Source organism: Pseudomonas libanensis (genome assembly GCF_001439685.1).
Classification (GTDB): domain Bacteria; phylum Pseudomonadota; class Gammaproteobacteria; order Pseudomonadales; family Pseudomonadaceae; genus Aquipseudomonas; species Aquipseudomonas libanensis.
The window spans coordinates 24,207-49,048 of sequence record NZ_JYLH01000013.1 but is presented as its reverse complement, the minus strand read 5'-3'; the positions used below and the strand labels follow the sequence as shown (position 1 = coordinate 49,048).

Annotated in this window: 23 protein-coding genes and 2 pseudogenes; 14 read left to right on the top strand and 11 right to left on the bottom strand. The window is 58.3% G+C overall.

The window, feature by feature from the left end:
* Positions 1-31: 31 nt before the first annotated feature.
* The 4 genes from TU73_RS19675 to TU73_RS19660 all read left to right on the top strand — a co-directional run bounded on the left by TU73_RS19675 (position 32) and on the right by TU73_RS19660 (position 4,262).
* On the top strand, positions 32-1,090 hold the full coding sequence (locus TU73_RS19675; RefSeq protein WP_057013622.1) for an MBL fold metallo-hydrolase: 1,059 nt from the start codon (positions 32-34) through the stop codon (positions 1,088-1,090).
* Between the two features lie 107 nt (positions 1,091-1,197).
* Positions 1,198-1,923, top strand: coding sequence for a hypothetical protein (locus tag TU73_RS19670; protein ID WP_231984770.1), 726 nt, complete (start codon positions 1,198-1,200; stop codon positions 1,921-1,923).
* Positions 1,924-2,124: 201 nt separating this feature from the next.
* Positions 2,125-3,576, top strand: a complete 1,452-nt coding sequence (locus tag TU73_RS19665; protein WP_057013621.1) for an amidase family protein — start codon at positions 2,125-2,127, stop codon at positions 3,574-3,576.
* Positions 3,577-3,701: 125 nt separating this feature from the next.
* Positions 3,702-4,262, top strand: a complete 561-nt coding sequence (locus TU73_RS19660) for an AAA family ATPase (RefSeq protein ID WP_057013620.1) — start codon at positions 3,702-3,704, stop codon at positions 4,260-4,262.
* Here TU73_RS19660 and TU73_RS28515 read toward each other — a convergent pair.
* The 7 genes from TU73_RS28515 to argH form a co-directional block, all read right to left on the bottom strand.
* The gene (locus TU73_RS28515; protein ID WP_082642640.1) at positions 4,192-4,572 is read right to left on the bottom strand and encodes a helix-turn-helix domain-containing protein; all 381 of its coding nucleotides are present in this window, start codon (positions 4,570-4,572) and stop codon (positions 4,192-4,194) included. The genes TU73_RS19660 and TU73_RS28515 overlap by 71 nt on opposite strands.
* Before the next feature lie 105 nt (positions 4,573-4,677).
* The gene (locus tag TU73_RS19655; protein ID WP_057013619.1) at positions 4,678-5,625 is read right to left on the bottom strand and encodes a hypothetical protein; all 948 of its coding nucleotides are present in this window, start codon (positions 5,623-5,625) and stop codon (positions 4,678-4,680) included.
* A gap of 53 nt (positions 5,626-5,678) precedes the next feature.
* On the bottom strand, positions 5,679-6,848 hold the full coding sequence (locus tag TU73_RS19650; protein WP_057013618.1) for an MFS transporter: 1,170 nt from the start codon (positions 6,846-6,848) through the stop codon (positions 5,679-5,681).
* 153 nt (positions 6,849-7,001) lie between these two features.
* Positions 7,002-7,823: an ABC transporter substrate-binding protein gene (locus tag TU73_RS19645; protein WP_057013617.1), complete on the bottom strand. Its 822-nt coding sequence runs from the start codon at positions 7,821-7,823 to the stop codon at positions 7,002-7,004.
* A gap of 25 nt (positions 7,824-7,848) precedes the next feature.
* Positions 7,849-8,613 carry an amino acid ABC transporter ATP-binding protein gene (locus TU73_RS19640; protein ID WP_034108897.1) on the bottom strand — a complete coding sequence of 255 codons (765 nt, stop codon included), beginning with the start codon at positions 8,611-8,613 and terminating at the stop codon, positions 7,849-7,851.
* Between the two features lie 24 nt (positions 8,614-8,637).
* On the bottom strand, positions 8,638-9,516 hold the full coding sequence (locus tag TU73_RS19635) for an amino acid ABC transporter permease (protein ID WP_057013616.1): 879 nt from the start codon (positions 9,514-9,516) through the stop codon (positions 8,638-8,640).
* A gap of 117 nt (positions 9,517-9,633) precedes the next feature.
* Positions 9,634-11,061, bottom strand: coding sequence for an argininosuccinate lyase (argH, locus tag TU73_RS19630; protein ID WP_057013615.1), 1,428 nt, complete (start codon positions 11,059-11,061; stop codon positions 9,634-9,636).
* Between the two features lie 193 nt (positions 11,062-11,254).
* On the opposite strand from argH, the gene TU73_RS19625 reads away from it, so the two are divergent.
* The 3 genes and pseudogenes from TU73_RS19625 to TU73_RS19615 all read left to right on the top strand — a co-directional run bounded on the left by TU73_RS19625 (position 11,255) and on the right by TU73_RS19615 (position 13,042).
* Positions 11,255-12,214, top strand: coding sequence for a LysR family transcriptional regulator (locus tag TU73_RS19625; RefSeq protein WP_057013614.1), 960 nt, complete (start codon positions 11,255-11,257; stop codon positions 12,212-12,214).
* A gap of 262 nt (positions 12,215-12,476) precedes the next feature.
* The gene (locus tag TU73_RS19620) at positions 12,477-12,764 is read left to right on the top strand and encodes a type II toxin-antitoxin system Phd/YefM family antitoxin (RefSeq protein WP_057013613.1); all 288 of its coding nucleotides are present in this window, start codon (positions 12,477-12,479) and stop codon (positions 12,762-12,764) included.
* A pseudogene (locus TU73_RS19615) lies at positions 12,754-13,042 on the top strand (type II toxin-antitoxin system RelE family toxin). Before TU73_RS19620 ends, TU73_RS19615 begins: the two are co-directional and overlap by 11 nt.
* A gap of 149 nt (positions 13,043-13,191) precedes the next feature.
* Here the strand turns inward: TU73_RS19615 and TU73_RS19610 are convergent.
* The 4 genes and pseudogenes from TU73_RS19610 to TU73_RS19600 all read right to left on the bottom strand — a co-directional run bounded on the left by TU73_RS19610 (position 13,192) and on the right by TU73_RS19600 (position 16,534).
* Complete coding sequence (locus tag TU73_RS19610; RefSeq protein ID WP_057013612.1) at positions 13,192-13,839, bottom strand: HAD-IB family hydrolase; 648 nt, start codon at positions 13,837-13,839, stop codon at positions 13,192-13,194.
* Between the two features lie 71 nt (positions 13,840-13,910).
* Positions 13,911-14,084, bottom strand: a pseudogene (locus tag TU73_RS28510) (HNH endonuclease); the annotation flags it as partial.
* Between the two features lie 65 nt (positions 14,085-14,149).
* Positions 14,150-15,400: a ribonucleotide-diphosphate reductase subunit beta gene (locus TU73_RS19605; RefSeq protein ID WP_046069195.1), complete on the bottom strand. Its 1,251-nt coding sequence runs from the start codon at positions 15,398-15,400 to the stop codon at positions 14,150-14,152.
* Between the two features lie 864 nt (positions 15,401-16,264).
* Positions 16,265-16,534: a DUF2790 domain-containing protein gene (locus tag TU73_RS19600; RefSeq protein WP_046069194.1), complete on the bottom strand. Its 270-nt coding sequence runs from the start codon at positions 16,532-16,534 to the stop codon at positions 16,265-16,267.
* Positions 16,535-16,931: 397 nt separating this feature from the next.
* On the opposite strand from TU73_RS19600, the gene acs reads away from it, so the two are divergent.
* From acs to TU73_RS19565, 7 genes are all read left to right on the top strand, one after another.
* Positions 16,932-18,887, top strand: coding sequence for an acetate--CoA ligase (gene acs / locus TU73_RS19595; RefSeq protein ID WP_043050340.1), 1,956 nt, complete (start codon positions 16,932-16,934; stop codon positions 18,885-18,887).
* Between the two features lie 594 nt (positions 18,888-19,481).
* On the top strand, positions 19,482-20,267 hold the full coding sequence (locus tag TU73_RS19590; protein WP_057013611.1) for an ABC transporter substrate-binding protein: 786 nt from the start codon (positions 19,482-19,484) through the stop codon (positions 20,265-20,267).
* A gap of 91 nt (positions 20,268-20,358) precedes the next feature.
* Positions 20,359-21,048 carry an ABC transporter permease gene (locus TU73_RS19585; protein ID WP_010208305.1) on the top strand — a complete coding sequence of 230 codons (690 nt, stop codon included), beginning with the start codon at positions 20,359-20,361 and terminating at the stop codon, positions 21,046-21,048.
* The gene (locus TU73_RS19580; protein WP_003193625.1) at positions 21,045-21,743 is read left to right on the top strand and encodes an ABC transporter permease; all 699 of its coding nucleotides are present in this window, start codon (positions 21,045-21,047) and stop codon (positions 21,741-21,743) included. The genes TU73_RS19585 and TU73_RS19580 overlap by 4 nt, the downstream gene beginning before the upstream one ends.
* Before the next feature lies 1 nt (position 21,744).
* Positions 21,745-22,857, top strand: coding sequence for a succinylglutamate desuccinylase/aspartoacylase family protein (locus TU73_RS19575; protein WP_057013610.1), 1,113 nt, complete (start codon positions 21,745-21,747; stop codon positions 22,855-22,857).
* A gap of 27 nt (positions 22,858-22,884) precedes the next feature.
* Complete coding sequence (locus TU73_RS19570) at positions 22,885-23,649, top strand: ABC transporter ATP-binding protein (protein ID WP_046069190.1); 765 nt, start codon at positions 22,885-22,887, stop codon at positions 23,647-23,649.
* Positions 23,650-23,859: 210 nt separating this feature from the next.
* Entirely contained in the window at positions 23,860-24,840 is a 981-nt protein-coding gene (locus tag TU73_RS19565; protein WP_057013609.1) for a GlxA family transcriptional regulator, read from the top strand.
* The last annotated feature ends 2 nt before the right edge of the window (positions 24,841-24,842 follow it).

The following is a 24,842-nucleotide window of genomic DNA, read 5'->3' as shown; positions in this document are numbered from 1 at the left end:
TTCTTGAGCGGACCGTAGGAGTCACTCTGTAATGGCCACGATTTCAAACCGTCTCGACCCTGCGCCTGTGGCGTTCAAGCCTGCCAGGCAGGGCCAGGGGCATTTCAGCAATGACGCCCCGGTGCAGCACGGCGGCTTGGGCAAGACCCTGCGTATTTTCTGGAACATGCTGTTCAACAAGCCGCGCACTACACGGCCGGTGGGGCAGATTCCGGTGCAGCCCCTGACCCGTGAACAGTTGTTGGCCGCACCCGATCACAGCGTGTACCGCCTCGGGCATTCGACCGTACTGCTGAAAATGCGCGGTAAATTCTGGGTCACCGACCCGGTATTCGCCGAGCGTGCCTCGCCATTCAGTTGGGCCGGCCCCAAGCGTTTCCATCAACCGCCCATCAGCCTTGAAGAGTTGCCACCCCTGGAGGCGGTAATTCTTTCCCACAACCATTACGACCATCTCGACCATAAGGCTGTGGTCCAATTGGCCGACAAGACAAACTACTTCCTGGCGCCCCTGGGCGTCGGCGACACGCTGATCAAATGGGGAGTAGACGCCAGCAAAGTCCGCCAGCTGGATTGGTGGCAGGGCACCGAGGTGGACGGCATTCGTTTTATCGCCACCCCGGCGCAGCACTTTTCCGGACGTGGCCTGTTTGATAGCAACCAGACACTGTGGTGCTCCTGGGTAATGATCGACGATGGGCGTCGAATTTTTTTCAGTGGCGACACCGGCTATTTCGACGGTTTCAAACGCATCGGCGAGCAATACGGTCCGTTTGACCTGACCCTGATGGAAACCGGCGCTTACAACGTCGACTGGCCCCACGTACACATGCAGCCGGAGCAAACGCTGCAGGCGCATATCGACCTCAAGGGGCGCTGGCTGCTGCCGATCCACAACGGCACCTTCGACCTGGCATTCCACGCTTGGCACGAACCCTTCGACCGCATCATGGCCCTGGCCTGGGAACGCAACGTAACGATCACCACCCCGGCGATGGGGCAGGCGTTCCGCTTGAACCTGCCCGAGCGCGGACGTGCCTGGTGGTTGGAGGTGGAGCCTCAACTTGTGCACGAGCGGGCCCCAGGCTGAGCCAGGGGGATTAAGGAAAAGAGCTTTTCAGAGGATTTCAGCCCTGCGACAAACGTCAGACGAGAGTGCGATGATCTCCGGAATTTTATTTCGGGGAGGATATTTCGATGGATAGCCATTGTAAGAAACTTTGGAAGATGGGTTTGCCTTGCGCCATCGGCCAGCCTTCACTCGTGCCCGTCAACGCTGCCGACGTTCCTGCCCCATTGTTCAACGCCGCTCCGGTTTCTATCATTTTTAGTGCCGGGCAACGCACGGGCGCTGCACCCGTGCCAGGGTATAACGCCCTGGCCCCCCAGATAAACCCGGTGCGTGACCCCGCGCTATCCCTTATCGCCATCAGTGGCATGGACCCTACCGAACCGGTGATGGTGGAGGTTCCCCTGGTATTGAATAACACCACACTCACCGCTTCACTGGAGCTGGCGGGGTATCGTCTCGGCTACGCCGAACGTTATGTGCAGGGCAAGCAGGCTGAACTCGTCGAACACAGTGCAGCCTTGCGCCGAGTCTTCGACACCTTGCGCCAGGCCGGTGCGCAATGGGTGGCGGTAGACGTGCAGCGCGGCAGCGACAGCGGCCAGGCGGGTCACGAAATTGACGAGCTGGTGGCTGGCCTTCGCCTTGATGCCTTGGTGTCAGACGATCCGGATGCTGGGTTTCATAACGCGTGCAGAAGCGGGTATCCCAGTGTCTGCGAAATGCTGGAGGATGGATCGAAAGTCTGGTTTTACGGCGCCCGTTGGGCGGGGGATCGCTTGACGGCCCTGTTGCGTGCCTATCGCCACCTACGACCAAAGGTTGTATTGAAGCCTACGTCAAGCGGGGAATGATAGGACGGCGTGGCAGGATTCGCCTGAAATAGTGCGGCGGCGGCGCTGCTTAGACTGGCGTGAGGTTATCGACCGATAACCCTCACACTCAGTCACGTAGAGAGGCACTTCATGATCGGACCCGTGTCGACAGGCGGATGGGGGACAGGCTTGTTCCAGGAGCTTTCAAACCCGCCGCAAGGCTTTAAGAGCGCCTGTCAAATGTCAGTGGAAATGGCCCAGGGAAGCGGTGTCACCGCGCAGTCGCTGTTGAAGGATTCGCTCAAGCAAATAGCCAACATTGATCGTGGGCTACAGGGCGGCAACGCATTTTTGGAAACAAACCCGGATGCCCTCCGTGAGGCGAAGGCGCGTGATCAGGAGCGTGCCAACGGCCATGTGCGTGGGCATTTGCACGGCATACCGATAGCGCTCAAGGATGTATTTGAAACCAATGATCGCATGCAGACCAGCGCAGGCTCGAAGGCGTTGGTTGGAGCGCCTGCAACTAGAAACGCCAAGGTTGTCGATAATTTGTTGAAGGCCGGGGTGGTGATTGTGGGTAAAACCAATATGAGCGAGTTGTCCAACTTTCGCTCTGAATCACCGGCTGATGGGTGGAGTTCCCGCGGTGGCCAGACGCTGAACCCGCATCGCCTGGGAGGGCATGTGGCGGGCTCTAGTTCGGGTTCAGCAGTCGCTGTTGCCCAGGGGCATGTGCCTTTGGCCTTGGGGTTGGAGACCAACGGGTCGATTATCAGCCCAGCAGCCTACAACGGCGTTTTTGGCTTGAAAACTACGGTAGGACTGCTCAGCACCGAGGGCGTCATGACCAGTACACGCCTGGATGCGGTCGGTACTTTCACCCGTAATGTCTGTGATGCGGCGCAAGCGCTCAACGCAATGAGCGGCACCAATGCCTATACCGATGGCCTGCATGCCGACGCCCTGAAAGGTAAGCGAATTGGCTACACGCCTTTGCCTGAATTGTCCGAGGAGGAGGCCAAGGACCCGGCCAAACGCGCAGATCGCAAGCATTACGAAAAGGCGCTCGATGTGTTGAAGGACCAAGGTGCGATCCTGGTGCCGGTGAGGCCGTTGGAAGAGGGTGTCGCTGACGAGACCTACGAGCGTTACACCGAAGCGCTGTTCGCAGAGGTCAAGCAACAACTGGAAGACTACCTGGCTGGGCGAGAAGGTTTGCCGGTCAAATCACTTTCGGAGCTGATTGCTTTTATCAAGCGCAACCAGCAGCCCGGTGAGCCTGATCAGAAGCTGTTGGAACTGATCAACAGTCTGGAAACGACTTCGGAACAGCGCGACAAGTTGTGGGAGGAGATCCTTCCCATCTTTCAGAAAACCGTCGACGACCCAATAAAGGAACACAAACTCGACGCCATGGTGTCGAACTTCCTATCCCATAATTATTTCTTCAGTGCGGCAGCCGGCTATCCAGGCCTGTCGGTTCCGTCTGGAATGGATGATGAAGGCATGCCGACCGCACTCTACTTTTATGGTTCGGGCAACAGCGAAGCCACCTTGCTCTCAGTCGCCTATGGTTATGAGCTAGCCTCGCAAGCGATCCAGAAACCGGCTTTTCTGCCAGGGGCTCCCTTCACGCCGGCCCCGATAGGCGCAGATGAAACGGTTGAGATCTCCGCCGCTGACGCGTGAGTCTGTATCAACCTCTGCTGGCTGATACCCGCAGAGGTTGCCTAAGGGGTGACTTTAATTTCTCCGTCTCGCCATCGCAGGCATGACGCGGTCACGGGCTACACTCCATGCCAGGGGGGAAAGCCATGGACAGTTACAGAATCCACATCCTCGGCGCTGCGGGAGCCGGCACTACTACCTTGGGCAAGGCCTTGGCTGAACATTTGAACATTGCCTATTTCGACTCGGATTTCTATTACTGGCAGCAAACCCCGGAACCCTTCACCATCGCCCGTCCCCGGGACGAACGCATTCAGCTACTGCAGGAACACACTGCCGGCCATGAAAGCTGGGTGCTGTCTGGCTCTTTGTGTGGCTGGGGCGACGCCATGATCCCGCAGTTCACCCACGTAGTGTTCCTGCGCCTGGACCCCGAAGTGCGCCTGCACCGCCTGCGCTTGCGGGAGATGGAGCGCTACGGCGAGCAGATACTGGAAGGCGGCAGCCGTCACCAAAACAGCGTCGCATTCCTCGCCTGGGCGGCGCGTTACGATGCTGGCAACCACAGCCTACGTAGCCTGCGCCGGCACGAAACCTGGTTGAAACCATTGCGTTGCCCGGTGCTGCGGCTCGACTCTACGCACCATTCGGTTGAGGCGTTGCTGAGTCAATTGTTGCCGTTGTTGTGCCCAGCAACCGAGACATGAGGCCTTGGGATGTGGGTTCGGCTGCTGGTGTGTCAAACCGGCGCGCAGTCATGCCCCACCCCGGCGCGAACCCCGGGAAAAATACCAGCCCTTCAGCCTCGAGGCGAAACGCCAGGATCAAACGGGTTTGATCGTCGATGTCGCCGTGGCCCTCCAATTGTTGAATCGCCTCCACCGCCACGCCAGCCTGGCGAGCCAGTTCTTCCCGGCTCCAGCCCAGCATGACGCGAGCCTGCGCGCAGTGTTTGGCGGTGAATTGATGCAGCACGATCTGCTGTTCTACGAAAGAGCTCATTGCCAGAGAGGACATGGGGTTCTCCAGGTTCGACGGTTGAAGCGCAACTATACTGTGTTTTTGTACAGTTGTTTATACCGCTCATCATCTGGATGATTTCCCGGGCGTTCCAGCCCCCCGTCACTCCATCCCTGGCGCTTCCCGGATGATCAAGTGATCCAGGTTCTCGATATTTGCACTGAATACCCCGAACGTTTGCTCGGGGTTTTTCTTGCTGGGCACCTGCTTGAGTTGCGGCGTAACCCCGTAGAAGAAGCAGTACAGCGGCCGTTCGCTGCTGGCCGCCGCCTTGATCTGCTCCAGGAATGCGCTGCGCTTGCGATAGCCCTCGATGAGCTTTTTGCTCAGGTAGACGTTGACCGAATAAGGCTTCTTGTCGAGCCACACCTTCTTTTCGAAATCGATGCGAAAGCTGCTGGTGTAGTCTTTGATTTCCTTGATCTTGCCCCAGTAGATCAAGCCCTTGTTGTCTTGCAGATATTCGATCCTCTTGAAAAACGCCCAGTAGGTGGCCGTGTGCTCACCGATCTTCAAGGGCATGGCCTTGAGCTTGTCCTTGTCATCAATGTTCGATACATAACATTCCACCGGGTGGGCGAACACGCTGGTTTTGTCCGGGGTTGTGTCGCCGTCGTTGTGGGATGTCGTAAAACGGTTTGAAGGCGCTTTCGTTGGCTCTTGTGGGACGCTTTCATCGGTGCCGATAACAGGCGTTTTACGTTCGTACTGACGGCGTGTCAGTACAAATTCCGATGGGAAATTGTCCTCGCGCTCGTCGTCATTTTCGCCGCTCGCGGTCTTTTGGCTGCTGGCATAGCGGCAGCCGTCGATATGCCGGGTGCCGGGTTTGTTCTTGAAGTGCGGCGTGCGCAGGTAGTTGACGTTCTTGGCGTTGAAGGTACTCAACACATTGTTCGCATCGAACACGGCGCGGCAGGCATCGTTGGGGCAGAGGAAGCTGTCCTTGTCGGAATCGAAATCGGCGGTTTCGTCGAAATTCAGGTCTCGAACATCGTAGATCGACAATTTGTCATCGAGACTCAGGTTGTAGGCCGTGTCGAATTTCATGGGCTCGGGTCCGTGAGAAGTTTCGCTATTAATAGCGGGATCCTAGCTGAATATCAGCAAGAACCTGCTACGCGTCGGCCACTCAAGAAACACAGGGTGCCGCCAATGGCGGTGAGCGAGGCCAGCACATAGAACATGCTGGTGGGTGCAGCGTTGATCAGCAGATAGCCACAAATCACCGGGCTCATCGCCCCGCCGAACGCTGCCAGGTTCTGAGCACCGTAGTAACTACCCCGTAGCGCATCCGGCGCAATGGTGTCGATAAACAGGAACTCAGAAGGGTAGATAATCATCTCACCCAAGGTGAACACGAACATCGCCAGGCACCAGGTGACCAGGCTGTCGGCCTGGCTGAACCCCATCAACCCGCCGATAAACAGCAAGGTGCCCAGTACGATCCAGTGGCGCAACTGCTCACGCTTGAGGAACCGACCGATCTGGTACTGCATCACAATCACCGTGATGGCGTTGCAGGCCAGCACCGCCGACAGAATCTTCAACGCTTGCGCAGGTTTGTAGGCCACCAGCAAAAACTGCGACAGATACAGGGTGTAGCGGCCATGGACAATGGTGCTCAACAGGCTGCCGCCAGTGAACAATATCAATGTGCGATCGTTGCGCAACGTGCGCAGGGTGCTGAGGAAACTCTGGGGTTTATGGCCGTCATTCCGTCGGGTCGGTGCAATGCCGATCATCAGGAACAGGCTGCCAAAGGCAATGGCGCTGGCAATCAGGAACGGCGCCCAGGGTAACTGTCCGGCGATGACCACCCCCAGCATCGGGCCGGTTGCGTAGCCGACATTGGTCAGGGTGTAGCGCAGGGAAAATACCTTGGCGCGCTCACCCACTGGCAGGTTCTCGCTGATGATCGCCTTGGAGCCGATCAGGAACAGCGCCGACGCGGCTTCAGTGATCACCAGGGTCAGGGTGGTGAGGTAGAGGTTGCTGGCAAAGGTCAGCAATAGAAAACCGATGGAGCTGGAGAGCATGGCCAGGATCAGCAGCTTGCGCTTTTCCAGGCGGTCGATGATGTAGCCGCCGTACAAACCCAGCAGTGTGGCGATGAACACGGCGGTGCCCATCAACAGGCCGATGTCCTGCTGGTCGAGGCCCAGGCGTGTGCTCAGCCAGAGGGCCAGCAACGGGCTGGTCATGGCGCGGCTGACCACGATGGTCACCGAGCAGATCATCAGGCGACGGATTACCAGGGAGTAGGTGGCCACGGTGGGGTGGGTTTCCTTGTCATTTTTCCAGGACCACACAGATCCAATGTGGGAGGGGGCTTGCCCCCGATGAGGGCGTGTCAGTAAATGCATATGTGTCTGACCCACCGCGATCGGGGGCAAGCCCGCCTCCCACATTTTTAGTCTGTGTTTTTACTGGCCGGCATTAATTGAGATTTTTTCCACCGCACCCTGCTCCAGATCCCACTTCTTCAAGATCTTGCCGTAGGTCCCATCGTCAATCATCCCCTGCAACGCCTCACTGATCGCCGTGACCAACTCGGTATTGCTCTTCTCAATCCCAAGCCCAGTGAATTGCTTGGAGATCGCCTGTCCCACCGGCTTGTACTTACCCTTATCCAGTGACATCAGATAAGGAATGGTCTCGCTGCCCTGCATCGCCGCATCCAAACGGTTCTGCTGCAACTGCGCCCGCGCATCCGCCGAGCCTTCAGTGCCGATCACTACAATCGCCGGCTTACCCGCTGCTTCGCAGTTTGCCTTGCTCCACGCGGTAATTTCCGACGGCCAGGTCGTACGGCGGCTGGTGCCGACTTTTTTACCGCACAGGTCGGTCAGTTCCTTGAGGTCTTCACGTTTGGCCAGTGTGTAGAGCTGCGGGCCGCTGGTGAAGTAGTCGATGAAGGTCACCGCCTTCTGGCGTTCGGCGGTATCGGTCATGCCCGATAGCACGATGTCCACGCGCTTGGTGGTCAGACCGCTAAGCATCTGCTCGAAGCCGGTTTCCTGCCACTTGATCTTCACGCCCAGTCGCTCGGCGAGAGCGTTACCCAGGTCAAAGTCGAGACCGGTGAGTTTGTTGGTGGCCGGGTCCTTGAAATCCATCGGCGGATAGTTCGGCACGATGGCCGCGCTGATCTCGCCCTTGTCCTTGATGGCCGCCGGCAATGCCGCAAAAACAACGGTGGAGGCCATCAGGCCTGCGAGCAAGGAGGGGATAAACATTTTTTTCATGGGGGCGTTCTCGTTAGTTTTTTAGTTAAGTGCGAACGGCAGAAATAAAGCTTTGGGTACGCGGGTTTTGTGGGCTTATTAGAATTTCTTCGGGGCTGCCTGCTTCCACAATCTGGCCGGCATCCATAAACACCATGCGGTTGGACACTTCACGGGCAAAACCCAGCTCATGGGTGACCACGATCATGGTCATGCCGGTGGTGGCCAAGTCGCGCATCACCGACAGCACTTCGCCTACCAGTTCCGGGTCGAGGGCTGAGGTGGGTTCGTCAAACAACATCAGCTTGGGGCGCATCGCCAGCGCACGGGCAATTGCCACGCGTTGCTGCTGCCCGCCGGACAATTCCACCGGGTAGGCATTGCGCTTGTCCGCCAGGCCGACGCGGGCCAGCAGCTCCAGGGCATCTTCGATGGCTTCCTTGGGTGAGCGCTTGAGCACCTGGCACGGACCTTCGATGATGTTCTGCAACACGGTCATGTGCGGGAACAAATTGAAGCGCTGGAACACCATGCCGGTCGCCAGGCGCTGGCGGGCGATCTGCACTTCATTCATCTCATGCAGCTTGTTGCCGACCACCCGGTAACCGACCAGCTCGCCATCGACCCAGAGGCCGCCCTTGTCGATTTTTTCCAACTGGTTGACGCAGCGCAGCAACGTGCTTTTACCTGAGCCGGATGGGCCGATGATGCACATCACCTCGCCCTGCTCGACTTCGATATTGATGTCACGCAGCGCGTGATACTGGTCGTAATACTTGTTCAGGTTGACGGCCTTGACGATGCTTCTCATGGGGCAAATCTCCTCAACCCAGACTTACGAACGCTTGCCGGCGCCGCGGGCAAAACGACGCTCGAGGCGGCTTTGACCAAATGAAAGAACGGTCACCACCGCCAAGTACCAGATACCCGCCACCATCAGCAGCTCCATGACCCGCGCATTGGCGTAGTAGATGTTTTGCGCGTTGTGCAGCAGCTCCGAGTACTGGATCACGCTGGCCAGGCTGGTCATTTTCACCATGCTGATGAACTCGTTGCCTACCGGAGGAATGATCACCCGCATGGCCTGCGGCAGAATGATCCTACGCAGCGCCTGCAGGCTCGGCATGCCGATGGACTTGGCGGCTTCGTACTGGCCGGTATCCACCGACAGCAAACCGGCGCGCACCACCTCGGCTGTATACGCGCCCTGGTTGATACTCAAACCGAGCAGGGCGGCCACGAACGGCGTCATCAAGTCGACGGTGTCGATGCTGAACAGGCCGGGAATCGCGATCACCGGGAAAATCAGCGCCAGGTTGAACCACAGCAACAGCTGCAGAATCAGCGGTGTGCCGCGAAACAGCCAGGTGTAGGTGATGGCTACATAGCGCAGGATCGGGTTGGCCGACATGCGCATGATTGCCGTGATCACGCCGATCACCACACCCAGCGCCATCGCCAGGATCGACATGATGATGGTATTGGCCAAGCCCCACAGGATCGCCTCAGACGTCAGGAACTGCCCGATGTAGGACCATTCGATCTGGCCATTGGCGAATGCGCGTAGCAGCGCCGCCAACACGATCACGATCAACGTGGCAAAAAACATCCGCCCGTAATAACGCCGCGGTACGTGTTCGTACTGGGTGATATCGAACTGGTTCTCGGACAACTTGCGCTCTATTTCCAAGCGCTCGGCCGGGGTTTGGTTCATGGTGATTCTCCAAAAAAGCGATTACCGCTGTACTCGGTGCAACTGTTGAAATGCGGTCAAAATGTGGGAGCTGGCTTGCCTGCGAAAACGCTCGTCCAGACACCACCTTCCACTGGCTTAAATCCGAAACCCCAGGTAACTCTCAGCCCATTTCTGCTGCTCGGCCAACGCCACCTTCAGCCGCCCAATCTGCTCGCGGACCCGCTCCGGCGCCGTCCCACCCCAGCCACTGCGCGCCGCAATCGCCGCTTCCAGGGTCAAGCAGTCGCGCACCTCGGGCGTGAGCCGCGCATCTACCTCAGCCAACATCGCCGGTGAGGCTTCCCACAACTCAATTTCATGCTTCTCACAGGCTTGCACCAAGGCGCCGGTAATCTCGTGCGCCTCCTTGAACGGCACGCCGCGGGTCGCCAACCAATCCGCCACCTCAGTCGCCAAGGTAAAACCCATCGGCGCCTGACGCCTCAGCTCCTCGACCTGCACCTTCATGGTCGCCACCATCCCGGCCATTGCCGGCAACACCAGCAGCAACGTATCCACACTGTCCAACACGCCGTGCTTGTCTTCACTCAAATCGCGGTTGTACGACAGAGGCAAGGATTTGAGTGTCGACATCAACCCGGTCAGGTTGCCAATCAAGCGCCCAGCCTTGCCCCGCGCCAACTCGGCAATATCCGGGTTCTTCTTCTGCGGCATGATCGAACTGCCGGTGGCGTAGGCATCGTCCAGTACCACCCAGCGAAACTGGCGCGATGACCACAGGCAAAACTCCTCCGACAGCCGTGAAATATTCACCCCGAGCATGCTCGCCACAAACAGGAACTCCGCCACATGGTCACGGCTGGCGACCGCGTCGATGGAGTTTTCGCACGGCCCGGTGTAGCCCATTTCCTTGGCCGAATGCTCCGGCTGGCGGGCAATCGCTGACCCTGCCATCGCCGCTGCACCCAACGGCGACAATGCCGTACGCGCATCCCAGTCCACCAAGCGCTGCACATCCCGCAACAGTGACTGCGCATGGGCCAGCAAGTGGTGGGCGAATACAATCGGTTGCGCCTGCTGCAAGTGGGTAAAGCCGGGGCAGATACTCCCGATATGCTGCTCGGCCTGCTCCACCAGCGCCTGCTGCAAGCCCAGCACCTCGGTGGTGATGGTGCGTGCATGGTCGCGTAGGAAAAGGCGCAAATCGTTGGCCGTCTGGTCATTGCGCGAACGTCCAGCCCGCAACTTGCCGCCCAGGGCGCCCAGGCGCTCGGTCAATACGCGTTCGATAAAGGTGTGCACATCTTCGTCATCCAGGGTTGGATGCAGGCGCCCGGCGGCGAAGTCATCACCGATCCGGTCCAGAGCTTCCAGCGTGCGCAGTGTCTCAGACTCGTCCAGCAACCCGGCGCGCTGCAACTCACGGGCGTGGGCACGGGAGCCGGCCAAATCGTAGGGCGTCAGGCGAAAATAGCGCTCAGGACAGCGCGACAACGCCGCCAATGCGGCAGACGGACCGGTCTTGAAACGAGCGCCCCAAAGGCGGTCGGTGGGCTGGGACATGGGTATTCCTCACGCTTGTTTTTAGAAGAGTCGGAGGCAGTAACAACAGAATTTCATCGATGCAGAACCAGCGTCTGACGCGCCGTATTCAAGGTTGCCAAGGGCGGATGTTTATGTTCATTATCGCCGCCTGGCTATGTTCAAGGATTGGGTTGAAGCCTGTTGAATATGGCACTTGAGGTCAACGCGTATTATGGAAACTCCACTTTCCACTTCTGGAAACCTGCCACCCAAACCCGGCACTAGACCGCCCCTGCAACTGAGCGGGCTGGACTTCAAACTGCTGCGGGTATTTATGGCCGTGGTCGAAGCCGGTGGTTTCAGTGCTGCGCAAAACGAGCTGAATGTGGGCCTGGCGGCCATCAGCAAACAGATCTCCGACCTCGAGATTCGCATCGGCATGCGCCTGTGCACACGGGGCCGGGAAGGGTTTGGGCTGACCGAAGAAGGCAAGTTAGTGTATCAAGCGTCCATCGAGTTATTTACCTCAGTGGACAGTTTTCGCGACAAGCTTAGTTCAGCTCAAAATGAGCTTATTGGCGACCTTAGTGTCGGCGTTATTGATAACACCGTTTCTGACGTTAATTCCCCGCTGATTACCGCTTTGGGTAACTTACATCGCCAGTCGCCAAAAATAAGATTACGCCTACATGCCTCGCAATTGGACGAAGTTGAACGCGGCGTCGTCGAAGGCCGCCTGATCGTCGGCATCGTCCCCGTGTACCAGCGTCGCGAAGAATTCGACTACTTCCCGCTCTACGAAGAAAAGGCCCACGCCTACTGCGCCGTAGGGCACCCGCTGTTCACTGCGAGCGATATTACGCCCGAAGTCTTGCGCCACTATGAGGTGGTGAACCATCGGTATGCGATCCATCGCGACAAGGCCACCTTCGTCAACTACGACAGCCAGTCAGCCTCGGCCTCCCAGGTTGAAGCCGTCGCCATCCTGATCCTCACCGGCCGCTTCATCGGCTTCCTGCCGGAACACTACGCCGCGCCGTTGGTAAGGGAAGGGCGTCTACGCGCACTGTGCCCGGAGCAGGTTCATTTGAGCACCGCGTTCAACTTGATCCTGCGCCACAACGCGCCACGAAGCCCGATGGTCAAAGCCTTCGCCACAACCTTGGGCGTGGACCTCAAATCTACGACATAGCTCTCCCGAGCTACACAGGTCAAATGTGGGAGCTGTCGAGCCCCAGCGAGGCTGCGAAGGGATCACCGCGGTCTAGCTGGCGAGCGTGGTATTTGTATCGATATATTTTCTGCATAGGCGGCAAGCCTATTGTCTTCAACATCCCGTAGGAGGGTGCCTATGCATCAAACAAAAATCACTTCAAGTAACCTCCCCGTCAGCAGCTTGTGGGGAAGCGAAAAAAAGACCAAAATAACGACCTGTTTTAAAAGGAGAGATCTCCATGCAACTTGTTTTGGCTGACGTGGCCGTCAGCGTATCCGAACTCAAAAAGAACCCTTCATCCGTCATGAACGGAGCCAACGGCTCGGCGGTGGCTGTCCTCAACCATAATCGCGTGATGGGTTATATGGTCCCGGCTAGCGTATACGAGGCGATGGTTGAGCGTCTTGATGAGCTGGAACTGGTGCAATTGGTCAAGGAGAGGTTGGACGCCAAGGAGGTACCGATTCGGGTTTCCCTTGATGAGCTGATTGCTGAGGCAGAGGCGGATATCGCCAATGGGCATTGAGTTTAGTATTGAGTGGGATCCGAAGGCGTTAAAAGAGCTCAAGAAACTGGACGGTACAATTCGTCATCAGTTTTTGCGCAAACTTCAGGAGCGCCAAGATCACCCGCGGGTTCCAGCGGACGCGCTTTATGGAATGAAGGATTGCTACAAGATCAAATTACGTGGTGCCGGCTTTCGGCTGGTCTACCGTGTTGAGGACGATCGAATAGTCATCCTCGTATTAGCGGTGGGCAAGCGGGAACAGTAGCACTGTCTACGCTTCGGCCAAGAGCCGATAAGCAAAGCTCTTCGTTTAACCGCTCAACCCCAAGCACCCCATGCTAGTGCGCGACCCTCAAGCCTAAACCGCTCAACTGTGGGAGCTGTCGAGCCCCAGCGAGGCTGCGAAGGGATCGACTCGGTGTTCCACCGATCCCAATTACCCGCATCACCGCTGCAACCGAGCCCGCTTTTTCTTCTTCGCATGAAAATGCCGAAAATGCGCATCCTGCGCCGCCGCCAGCAACTCCCGATCCCCACGCGTATCGCCCCAGGCTCTGAGCCGATACTCCCCCAGGTCGCCATACACGGCCTCAAGCCGCAGCACCTTATTCTCACAGCGGCAATTATTCCCCGTGAGCTTACCGGTCAGCACCCCGTCCACCACTTCAAGCTCAGTCCCGATCAAGCGGATCCCAAGCCGATCGGCAAACGGCTGCAACACCAACGCCGGCGACGCCGAACACAGCGTCACTACCGCTCCCGAGCCCAACTCCTGCTCCACCGACAACACCCCAGCCGGGCGCATCAACCGCGCCCAATTGCGCTGGCAATACTCCTCGGCCTTCTGCTGCACCCACGTCTTCTCCACCCCAGTCATAAAGGTGCGGATCAACTGCGCCTTCAATTCATCCCGGCTGATCTGCCGCACCAAAAAGCGCAGCCCCGGTACCGCCAGCTTGACCATCCGGCCATAAAACTCACCGGGGCCAAAGGCAAACTTGAGGAAGGGCACGAAACTGTCGTGGTGGGTGAGGGTGCCGTCGAAGTCAAAGACGGAAAGTACTTTGGCGTCTGCGGGGCCGGCTTCGAGCATGTCTGGGTTCACGGGTTGGCCTCGATCCTATCTAGTGTTTTTGTGCATGCATCAGGTGTGACAGCAGGAGTCTACTCCCGTGCCAATCTTCCGATTTTGGCGTAAAGCCCTTCGGTGAAAGCCTCCCGATCACTCGATCGGTGACAACGCTGATGGCAGTTGGGGCACAAGGCTACAGCATTGGTGATGCGATCCGAACCCTTCTGGGCCAGGTGCTCGACGTGATGTACTTCAAGAAATGGCAAACTCCTTTCTCACTGACGAAAAAAAGCCCTGAACATGTCAGGGCTTCCTTTAGTGCTTGTCTGGATCAATCCCAGCTCAACGCCCCACCCGTCTGATACTCGATCACACGGGTCTCGAAGAAGTTCTTCTCTTTCTTCAAATCCATAATCTCACTCATCCAAGGGAACGGGTTAGTCGTGCCTGGGTACTCTTCCTTCAAGCCAATCTGCGACAAACGACGGTTAGCAATAAACTTGAGGTAGTCCTCCATCATCGCCGCGTTCATACCCAGCACACCGCGAGGCATGGTGTCGCGAGCATATTCAATCTCCAGCTGCGTACCCTGCAGAATCATCTGGGTCGCTTCTTCCTTCATCTCGGCATCCCACAAGTGCGGGTTTTCGATTTTGATCTGGTTGATCACATCGATACCGAAGTTCAGGTGCATTGACTCGTCGCGCAGGATGTACTGGAACTGCTCGGCGACGCCGGTCATTTTGTTGCGACGGCCCATGGACAAAATCTGGGTGAAGCCGCAATAGAAGAAGATGCCTTCCAGCACGCAGTAGTAGGCGACCAGGTTGCGCAGCAGTTCCTTGTCGGTGTCGACGGTGCCGGTTTCGAACTTCGGATCGGAGATCGAGCGGGTGTACTTGAGGCCCCAGGCTGCCTTTTTGGCGACCGATGGAATCTCGTGGTACATGTTGAAGATCTCGCCTTCATCCATGGCCAACGATTCGATGCAGTACTGGTAGGCGTGGGTGTGGATCGCTTCTTCGAAAGCCTGGCGCAGGATGTACTGGCGGCACTCCGGGTTGGTGATCAGGCGGTACACGGCCAGCACCAGGTTGTTGGCGACCAGGGAGTCGGCGGTGGAGAAGAAGCCGAGGTTGCGCATGACGATACGGCGTTCGTCGTCGGTCAGGCCTTCGGGGTTTTTCCACAGGGCGATGTCGGCGGTCATGTTGACCTCTTGCGGCATCCAGTGGTTGGCACAGCCGTCGAGGTATTTCTGCCAGGCCCAGTCGTACTTGAAGGGTACGAGTTGGTTGAGGTCGGCGCGGCAGTTGATCATGCGTTTTTCGTCGACGGCGACGCGGGCGGAGGCGCCTTCGAGTTCGGCGAGGCCTTCGGCGACGTCGAGTTTGTCCAGGGCGGCCTTGGCGCGCACGATGGCGGCCGAATCACTGGCGGTGACGGCGCGGGCTTCGATGGCGGCAGCGGCGCCGGCACCGTCGAGGCGGTCCATGTTGGCTTCGGTGGCGTGGCCGGCGTTGGCGCCTTTAGCGGCTACTTCGCCTTCTTCTTCTTTGTCGAATTCGTCCCAGCTCAGCATGACGTGTCGTCTCCTGCGTGAGGGCTCAAAGGTGCCCGTGTGAAACCGGATGGTTGGGTGTTCACACGGCCCAAAGGCCGCGGTGGATCTTAAGGAATCGTTTGTTGCAGCTAGCGCACGCATTAAACGGAATAGGGCTACGGGTGCTCTGCGTGAGGCTTGAGGTGCGCAGCACTAGGTGCAAGCTCGCGCGGGATGTCTCAGGTCTGGCTCTTCATCCCTGTGTAAAGGGATATTGCAGGCCCGATTTACCCGCGCATTATAGGGAAAAAATTGGGTTTGTGTTGGGGCGGATTGTCTCGGTGAGCGGACAAAAAGGCGGGTATTTGGGCCGGGGTGAGGGTTTGCAGGGGGTTTGGCGGGGTAGGAAATTTTGACGGGCGGTGGTGGTATTTTACTGAGCGGCTTGTGGTCGTCAGATTATGCGTACTCGCGTTGCTCCGCGATGACGGAGTCCTTTAAATTGGGTCAATCAACTACGAAGGAGGGCGACTGCTTTGCGCACTGTTTCAATCATTAGGGATAACAAGGGGCAGACGATCCATTTGCCCAAGGATATGGCTTACGAAGGGGGGGACTGGAAATTATCCGCGAGGGGGACACGATTATATTGCGACCAGTAGGGCCCAGTTGGTTGTCGCTGGCCGATTTGCCCAAGGCGGATGAGAATTTCTTGCAAGAGCGGAAAGATGTAATTGAAGGTCTCAGGCCGGAGTAGAGTGCATGAAGTAGGTTGCACTGGTGCGTCGGATGGCGCCATCGCAGGCAAGCCAGCTCCCACATTTGAAGCACGCCGCGGTCGGGGTCGGCTCTTTGCCGCAAGAACGATTTCTTGCGGCGATTAAGAAACCACTAACCAACTAATTACCCGTTAGAGCAACCATTACCCATCACGTGATAATTAAGAATATGCCGCTGACCTTGCGAATCTTCATATTCCATCTTCACCGGTACAACCTCGCATACTTCCGGGATGTTGCTCATGGATAATACTTTGGCCACATCCAAGTGAGTGCTATAGGTGTAGTCCTCAACGATCGGTGCGTTCTGGCCAGCCAGCTCAGTCGGGGCCTCGTCGGCCAGGGCGGCGGTGGCGCACAAGCTGCTGAGGGCCATAACTAATAGAGCTTTCATTTCTTCATTACCTTCTTCAGGGCGAAAGGGGTCACGGGGCCCTTGTGAGGCCGCGTGTGTAACTTAAAAGTTGGGAAGTTCGGATTAACGTGCCTTCGTGGGGGCTGTTACGTTGTTAATCACAGTGCCTTGGTTGGCGGAAGTGATTCTAAGCCTGCGCGTTATATTCATATACCCGTGCTTTTGATAAACACCTTTGGCGGTTTTTGTAACAATCCGTCGATCAAAGTTTTTTCAGTCACCCGCAAAGCGCCACAGGTCGCGGGCCAGAGCGGTAAGCCGGCATAGGGGGGCAATTTGTAGGGTCTTGTTACTACCATCGTCGAATGGTTCTATAGGCCCACCCCGGCTACAACAGGGGCCATACAACAACAACTATGTCACCGAGGTAAGAAAGATGAGTGCGGCTTCCCTGTACCCCGTTCGCCCCGAAGTAGCAGCCAACACGCTGACCGACGAGGCAACCTACAAGGCCATGTACCAGCAGTCGGTGGTCAACCCCGATGGTTTCTGGCGTGAGCAAGCCAAGCGCCTTGACTGGGTCAAGCCTTTCACCGCGGTGAAGCAGACCTCGTTCGACGACCACCATGTCGACATCAAGTGGTTCGCCGATGGCACCTTGAACGTTTCCTACAATTGCCTGGATCGTCATCTGGCCGAGCGTGGCGATCAGATCGCGATCATCTGGGAGGGCGATGACCCTGCCGAGAGCCGCAATATCACCTACCGCGAGTTGCATGAAGAAGTCTGCAAGTTTGCCAACGCCCTGCGTGGCCAGGATGTGCATCGCGGCGACGTGGTGACTATCTATATGCCGATGATCCCCGAAGCCGTGGTCGCCATGCTGGCCTGTACCCGCATCGGTGCGATCCATTCGGTGGTATTTGGCGGTTTCTCCCCGGAAGCCCTGGCCGGTCGCATTATCGACTGTAAGTCGAAGGTAGTGATCACCGCCGACGAAGGCATTCGCGCCGGTAAGAAGATTCCGCTCAAGGCCAACGTCGACGACGCCCTGACCAACCCGGAAACCAGCAGCATCCAGAAGGTCATCGTGTGCAAGCGCACCAACGGTGCGATCAAGTGGAACCAGCATCGCGATATCTGGTACGAAGACCTGATGAAAGTGGCGGGCACCGTGTGCGCGCCCAAAGAGATGGGCGCCGAAGAAGCGCTGTTCATCCTCTATACCTCTGGCTCAACCGGCAAGCCTAAAGGCGTACAGCACACCACCGGCGGCTACTTGCTGTATGCAGCCCTGACCCACGAGCGTGTGTTCGACTACCGCCCAGGCGAAATCTACTGGTGCACCGCCGACGTCGGCTGGGTCACCGGCCACACCTACATCGTCTATGGCCCGTTGGCTAATGGCGCGACTACCTTGTTGTTCGAAGGCGTGCCGAACTACCCGGACATCACCCGGGTGGCGAAGATCGTCGACAAGCATAAGGTCAATATCCTCTACACCGCGCCGACCGCGATCCGCGCCATGATGGCCTCCGGTACTGCCGCCTGCGAAGGCGCCGATGGCAGCAGCCTGCGTTTGCTGGGTTCGGTGGGCGAGCCCATCAACCCGGAAGCCTGGGACTGGTACTACAAGAACGTCGGCCAATCCCGTTGCCCGATCGTCGACACCTGGTGGCAGACCGAAACCGGCGGCAACATGATGAGCCCGCTGCCGGGCGCCCATGCGCTCAAGCCGGGTTCGGCGGCACGCCCGTTCTTTGGCGTGGTGCCGGCGTTGGTGGATAACCTGGGCAACCTGATCGAAGGCGCCGCCGAAGGCAACCTGGTGATCCTCGATTCGTGGCCGGGCCAGGCGCGTACCCTGTACGGCGACCACGACCGCTTCGTCGATACCTATTTCAAGACCTTCCGTGGCATGTACTTCACCGGTGACGGTGCCCGTCGTGACGAGGATGGTTACTACTGGATCACCGGGCGTGTGGATGACGTATTGAACGTGTCCGGCCATCGCATGGGCACCGCCGAGATCGAAAGCGCCATGGTCGCCCACCCGAAAGTCGCCGAGGCGGCGGTGGTGGGTGTGCCGCATGACATCAAGGGGCAGGGCATCTATGTGTACGTCACCTTGATCGGTGGCGAGGAACCGAGCGAGCAGTTGCGCCTGGAACTGAAGAACTGGGTGCGCAAGGAAATCGGCCCGATTGCTTCGCCGGATGTGATCCAGTGGGCGCCGGGGCTGCCGAAGACGCGTTCGGGGAAAATCATGCGGCGCATCCTGCGCAAGATCGCCACGGCTGAATATGACGGGTTGGGGGATATCTCTACCCTGGCAGACCCAGGGGTGGTGGCGCATTTGATTGAGACGCACAAGACCATGAACGTCGCGTAAGGCGCAGTTGGTGGGACACAGCCCCATTCGGTGTGAGCCGGATGGGGCTTTTTTCTTCAAGCCCCCTCCCACATTTGAATGCATTCCGTGTCGAGACTCGTAGGTGGCATGGCAGACCTCATAACCACTAAGCCAATAAATATCGGTTTTTCCTGTAGGACGTTTCAGAATGTTACCGCCAAGCGCAAATGTGTAACCCTCCGCCCAAACCTGAGGCATTGCACCACGCCTGCGCTCCTAAAAACCGTGTTTTAGACACCCTGATAAATAAGATTAAACGCCACACTTGCCGTGCCAGAAGGGTTTGCGAATAATAGGCCCGCAATTTGCAGCACCAATGGGTTTAATATCTTTTGTCTCTGCACAAAATCCAGAGGCTGTCAATGTGCTGGAACCGCTTTCTCAGTGCTTCTGTAAATTGTTGTCGCATTGAGGAAATATCGGCTTCCGGGCTGTCGTTAGAATGCCGATCACTCGCTCGTCGTCGCAGGTGTTGCCCGAGCAGGACGCAGCACCGCTATTCGGTTACACCTTCGCCGCATCGTGGGCCATGGCTCATACTGCTGTTTTGCCCCATACCGATGGAGTCCCAAGATGAAGAAACTCGTGCTGTTGGGCGCCCTGGCGCTGTCCGTGCTGTCCATGCAGGCTTTCGCCGAAGGCAAGCCACTGAAAATTGGTATCGAAGCGGCTTACCCTCCGTTTGCCTCGAAGGCGCCGGATGGCAGCATCGTCGGTTTTGACTACGACATCGGCAACGCCCTGTGCGAAGAGATGAAGGTCAAGTGCACCTGGGTCGAACAGGAATTCGATGGCCTGATCCCGGCGCTGAAAGTGCGCAAGATCGACGCGATCCTGTCGTCCATGTCCATCACCGAAGACCGCAAGAAATCCGTGGACTTCACCAACCGCTACTACCTGACCCCTGCGCGTCTGGTGATGAAGGAAGGCACTGCCGTCACTGAAAGCCTGGATGAATTGAAGGGCAAGAAGATCGGCGTGCAGCGTGGTTCGATCCACGACCGTTTCGCCAAGGAAGTCCTGGCCCCTAAAGGCGCCACGGTCGTGCCTTACAGCTCGCAGAACGAGATCTATCTGGATGTGGAAGCCGGTCGCCTTGACGGTACCGTGGCCGATGCCACCCTGCTGCAGGAAGGTTTCCTCGATACCCCAGCCGGTAAAGGCTACGGGTTCACCGGCCCGTCCTTCACCGACGCCAAATACTTCGGCGACGGCATCGGCATCGCGGTTCGCAAGGGTGACAAGGAAAACCTGGAGCGCATCAACGCTGCCATTGCCGCGATTCGCGCCAACGGCAAGTACAAGGCCATCCAGGACAAATACTTCAACTTCGATATCTACGGCCCGGAAACCAAGTAAGGACTCGCGGCTGTCTGTCCAGAATGGCGCAAGCACCAGAATTCCTGCGGTTTGCGCCATTTTTTCATCCCCCTTTTCGAGGACCTGAATCATGTTGAAAGGCTACGGGGCCGTCATCCTCGATGGCGCATGGTTGACGCTTCAGCTCGCCTTGTCGTCCATGGCCTTGGCCATTGTTCTGGGTCTGATCGGGGTCGCGTTGCGCCTGTCGCCGGTGCGCTGGTTGGCCTGGCTGGGCGACTTGTACTCCACGGTGATCCGCGGGATCCCCGACCTGGTGCTGATCCTGTTGATTTTCTATGGCGGCCAGGACTTGCTTAACCGCGTTGCGCCGATGCTCGGCTACGACGACTATATCGACTTGAACCCCTTGGCGGCCGGTATCGGCACCCTGGGTTTCATCTTCGGCGCCTACCTCTCGGAAACCTTCCGCGGCGCCTTCATGGCCATTCCCAAAGGCCAGGCCGAGGCAGGCCTTGCGTATGGCATGAGCAGTTTCCAGGTGTTCTTCCGGGTGATGGTGCCGCAGATGATTCGGCTGGCAATCCCCGGGTTTACCAACAACTGGCTGGTACTCACCAAGGCCACCGCGCTGATTTCGGTGGTGGGCCTGCAAGACATGATGTTCAAGGCCAAGCAGGCGGCCGATGCCACCCGCGAGCCTTTTACCTTCTTCCTCGCAGTGGCGGCGATGTACCTGGTGATCACCAGCGTGTCGTTGCTGGCCTTGCGTCATCTTGAGAAGCGCTACTCGGTAGGCGTAAGGGCGGCTGATCTATGATCTTCGACTACAACGTCATCTGGGAGGCCATGCCGCTGTACCTTGGCGGTTTGCTGACCACCCTGAAACTGCTCGCCATCTCGCTGTTCTTCGGTTTGCTCGCGGCCTTGCCCCTGGGCTTGATGCGGGTGTCCAAGCAGCCGATCGTCAACGGCGTGGCCTGGCTCTACACCTATGTGATCCGCGGCACGCCGATGCTGGTGCAGCTGTTCTTGATCTACTACGGCCTGGCCCAGTTCGAAGTGGTGCGCGAAAGCTTCCTGTGGCCGCTGCTGTCCAGCGCCACGTTCTGTGCGTGCCTGGCGTTCGCGATCAACACCAGCGCCTACACTGCCGAGATCATTGCCGGCAGTCTCAAGGCCACGCCTAACGGTGAGATCGAAGCGGCCAAGGCCATGGGCATGTCGCGCTATAAGCTGTACCGCCGCATCCTGCTGCCGTCGGCCCTGCGCCGCGCGCTGCCGCAGTACAGCAACGAAGTGATCATGATGCTGCAGACCACCAGCCTGGCCTCCATCGTGACCTTGATCGACATCACCGGTGCCGCGCGCACGGTGAACGCGCAGTACTACCTGCCGTTCGAAGCCTATATCACCGCTGGTGTGTTCTACCTGTGCCTGACCTTTATCCTGGTGCGCCTGTTCAAGTTGGCCGAGCGCCGCTGGCTGAGCTACCTGGCTCCACGGAAGCACTGATATGGAACGTATCGATCATCTGTTGCCCTGGGGCCACCTGGGCTGCGAACGCCAGTTGAGCGTGTTCCGCTTCGGCAGCGGCGAGCGCAAGGCCTATATCCAGGCCAGCCTGCACGCCGATGAGTTGCCGGGCATGCGTGCCGCCTGGGAGCTGAAAAAGCGCCTTGTGGAGCTGGAACAGCAAGGCGCCCTCAACGGCGTAATCGAGTTGGTGCCGGTCGCCAACCCGATGGGCCTCGGCCAGTTGTTGCAGGGCAGCCACCAAGGGCGTTTCGAAGTCGGCAGCGGTAAGAATTTCAATCGCGATTTTGTCGAGCTGAGCGAGCCGGTGGCCGAGTTGCTGCAAGGCAAACTGGGTGACGACCCCCACGCCAACGTACGCATGATCCGCCAGGCCATGAGCGATACGCTCAGCGCCTTGCCCGAGCCGAGCAGCCAGTTGCAGGGCATGCAGCGCATCCTGCTCAGTCACGCCTGTACCGCTGACATAGTGCTCGACCTGCATTGCGATGCCGAAGCCGCGCTGCACATGTACGCGCTGCCCCAGCACTGGCCGCAGTGGCGCTCGTTGTCGGCGCATTTGAATGTAAAGGTCGGCCTGCTGGCGGAAGATTCCGGTGGCAGCTCGTTTGATGAGGCGTGCTCGCTGCCTTGGCTGCGTTTGTCCCGGGCGTTCCCCGAGGCACAGATTCCGTTGGCGTGCCTGGCCACGACCCTGGAACTGGGCGGCCAGGCCGACACCGGCCGCGATGAAGCCATCTTCCACGCCGAAGGCATCCTGGCGTTTCTCGCCGAACAGGGGCTGATCAAGGGAGAGTGGCCTGCGCCGCAATACGAACCCTGTGAAGGCGTGCCCTTCGAAGGCACCGAATTGCTCTTTGCACCCCACGCCGGGGTGATCAGCTACCTGCGTAAGGCCGGTGACTGGGTGGAAAGCGGCGAGCCGATTTTTGAAGTGATTGACCCCTTGGAAGACCGCGTCAGCATCATTTGCGCGGGTACCTCAGGGGTATTGTTTGCCGTTGAACGGCTGCGTTATGCCCAAGCGGGTTTCTGGCTGGCCAAGGTGGCGGGGCGCGAAGCGCTGCGTCACGGGCGCTTGCTCAACGACTGACCACCTGTTTTTGTGAGAACCGACCGCATGTACAAACTTGAAGTCCAAGACCTGCATAAACGCTATGGCAGTCATGAAGTGCTCAAAGGAGTGTCCCTGGCCGCCGCGGCCGGTGATGTGATCAGCATCATCGGCTCCAGTGGCTCGGGCAAAAGTACCTTTTTGCGCTGCATCAACCTGCTGGAGCAGCCCCATGCCGGCAAGATTCTGCTCAATAACGAAGAGCTGAAACTGGTGGCCAATAAGGACGGCGCGATGAAGGCGGCCGACCCCAAGCAACTGCAGCGCATGCGTTCGCGCCTGTCCATGGTGTTCCAGCATTTCAACCTGTGGTCGCACATGACCGCGCTTGAAAACGTGATGGAAGCGCCGGTGCACGTGCTGGGCATGTCGAAGAAAGACGCCCGCGAGAAGGCCGAACACTACCTGGCGAAGGTCGGTGTGGGCCATCGCAAGGATGCGTTCCCTGGGCATATGTCCGGCGGCGAGCAGCAGCGCGTGGCGATTGCCCGTGCCCTGGCGATGGAACCTGAGGTGATGCTGTTCGACGAACCTACTTCGGCGCTGGACCCCGAGTTGGTGGGCGAAGTGCTCAAAGTCATGCAGGACCTGGCCCAGGAAGGCCGCACCATGGTGGTCGTCACCCACGAAATGGGCTTTGCCCGTGAAGTGTCGAACCAGTTGGTGTTCTTGCATAAAGGCATTGTTGAAGAGCGCGGCAACCCGCGGGAAGTGCTGGTGAACCCGCAGTCTGTGCGCCTTCAGCAATTTCTCTCAGGCAGCTTGAAATAGTCATTCCCGGCTGAAATTGCTGGTGCCTTATGTGGGAGGGGGCTTGCTCCCGATAGCGGTGTATCAGTCAGCAAATGTGTATCTGATGTACTGCTATCGGGGGCAAGCCCCCTCCCATATTGGATCGTCATTGTTTTTGAGATTTGTGTTGGTTTACGGGCTAGCATTGGCCCACGCTTCTTTCACTGTTTTCGCTTCGGATAGCACTCCATGACCGCCCACAAAATTGGTTTCCTGATTTGGCCCAGCACAAAAGCACTCACGCTTGCGCTGGCTGAGGAGGCCTTGCGCGTTGCCCAGCGGGTGCATCCGGAGGTGGTCTACGAGTTATCGTTTCTGCAGGCCGAACCGCAGACCGAGGGGGCCTGGCAATTGCCGGGCGAGCCATGGGGCGGCAAGCTTGAAGGCTTTCAGAAACTGTTCCTGCTGGCCGACGAGCCGCCGACAGTGATTGCCTCGCAGCTGAGTACGGCGCTCAAGCAACTGGTGCGGGCCGGATGTGTCATTGGTGGCTTGTCGGCCGGCGTGTATCCACTGGCACAATTGGGCCTGCTCGACGGCTACCGCGCCGCCGTGCATTGGCGCTGGCAGGACGATTTCGCCGAACGTTTCCCCAAGGTCATCGCCACCAGCCATCTATTTGACTGGGACCGCGATCGCCTCACCGCCTGTGGCGGTATGTCGGTACTCGACCTGCTGCTGGCGGTACTGGCCCGTGACCACGGTGCTGAACTGGCCGGCGCGGTTTCCGAGGAACTGGTGGTGGAGCGTATCCGCGAAGGCGGCGAGCGCCAGCGTATCCCGTTGCAAAACCGCCTGGGTTCCAGCCATCCGAAGCTGACCCAGGCGGTGCTGTTAATGGAAGCCAATATCGAAGAGCCGCTGACCACCGACGAAATAGCCCAACATGTCTGTGTGTCGCGACGACAACTTGAACGGATCTTCAAGCAGTACCTCAATCGCGTCCCCAGCCAGTACTACCTGGAACTGCGCCTGAACAAGGCACGCCAGATGTTGATGCAAACCAGCAAGTCGATCATCCAGATCGGCTTGTCGTGCGGCTTCTCCTCGGGGCCCCACTTCTCCAGTGCCTACCGCAACTTCTTCGGCGCGACCCCTCGTGAAGACCGCAATCAGCGGCGCAGCAGCAGCCCGTTCGAATTGTCTTCGGTGCCCTCCGAGCGCGGCTGATT

Coding starts and splice junctions, on each gene's coding strand:
- TU73_RS19675 (WP_057013622.1), top strand. CDS start 32: ATGGCCACGATTTCAAACCGTCTCGACCCTGCGCCTGTGGCGTTCAAG.
- TU73_RS19670 (WP_231984770.1), top strand. CDS start 1,198: ATGGATAGCCATTGTAAGAAACTTTGGAAGATGGGTTTGCCTTGCGCC.
- TU73_RS19665 (WP_057013621.1), top strand. CDS start 2,125: ATGTCAGTGGAAATGGCCCAGGGAAGCGGTGTCACCGCGCAGTCGCTG.
- TU73_RS19660 (WP_057013620.1), top strand. CDS start 3,702: ATGGACAGTTACAGAATCCACATCCTCGGCGCTGCGGGAGCCGGCACT.
- TU73_RS28515 (WP_082642640.1), bottom strand. CDS start 4,572: ATGTCCTCTCTGGCAATGAGCTCTTTCGTAGAACAGCAGATCGTGCTG.
- TU73_RS19655 (WP_057013619.1), bottom strand. CDS start 5,625: ATGAAATTCGACACGGCCTACAACCTGAGTCTCGATGACAAATTGTCG.
- TU73_RS19645 (WP_057013617.1), bottom strand. CDS start 7,823: ATGAAAAAAATGTTTATCCCCTCCTTGCTCGCAGGCCTGATGGCCTCC.
- TU73_RS19640 (WP_034108897.1), bottom strand. CDS start 8,613: ATGAGAAGCATCGTCAAGGCCGTCAACCTGAACAAGTATTACGACCAG.
- TU73_RS19635 (WP_057013616.1), bottom strand. CDS start 9,516: ATGAACCAAACCCCGGCCGAGCGCTTGGAAATAGAGCGCAAGTTGTCC.
- argH (WP_057013615.1), bottom strand. CDS start 11,061: ATGTCCCAGCCCACCGACCGCCTTTGGGGCGCTCGTTTCAAGACCGGT.
- TU73_RS19625 (WP_057013614.1), top strand. CDS start 11,255: ATGGAAACTCCACTTTCCACTTCTGGAAACCTGCCACCCAAACCCGGC.
- TU73_RS19620 (WP_057013613.1), top strand. CDS start 12,477: ATGCAACTTGTTTTGGCTGACGTGGCCGTCAGCGTATCCGAACTCAAA.
- TU73_RS19610 (WP_057013612.1), bottom strand. CDS start 13,839: ATGCTCGAAGCCGGCCCCGCAGACGCCAAAGTACTTTCCGTCTTTGAC.
- TU73_RS19605 (WP_046069195.1), bottom strand. CDS start 15,400: ATGCTGAGCTGGGACGAATTCGACAAAGAAGAAGAAGGCGAAGTAGCC.
- TU73_RS19600 (WP_046069194.1), bottom strand. CDS start 16,534: ATGAAAGCTCTATTAGTTATGGCCCTCAGCAGCTTGTGCGCCACCGCC.
- acs (WP_043050340.1), top strand. CDS start 16,932: ATGAGTGCGGCTTCCCTGTACCCCGTTCGCCCCGAAGTAGCAGCCAAC.
- TU73_RS19590 (WP_057013611.1), top strand. CDS start 19,482: ATGAAGAAACTCGTGCTGTTGGGCGCCCTGGCGCTGTCCGTGCTGTCC.
- TU73_RS19585 (WP_010208305.1), top strand. CDS start 20,359: ATGTTGAAAGGCTACGGGGCCGTCATCCTCGATGGCGCATGGTTGACG.
- TU73_RS19580 (WP_003193625.1), top strand. CDS start 21,045: ATGATCTTCGACTACAACGTCATCTGGGAGGCCATGCCGCTGTACCTT.
- TU73_RS19575 (WP_057013610.1), top strand. CDS start 21,745: ATGGAACGTATCGATCATCTGTTGCCCTGGGGCCACCTGGGCTGCGAA.
- TU73_RS19570 (WP_046069190.1), top strand. CDS start 22,885: ATGTACAAACTTGAAGTCCAAGACCTGCATAAACGCTATGGCAGTCAT.
- TU73_RS19565 (WP_057013609.1), top strand. CDS start 23,860: ATGACCGCCCACAAAATTGGTTTCCTGATTTGGCCCAGCACAAAAGCA.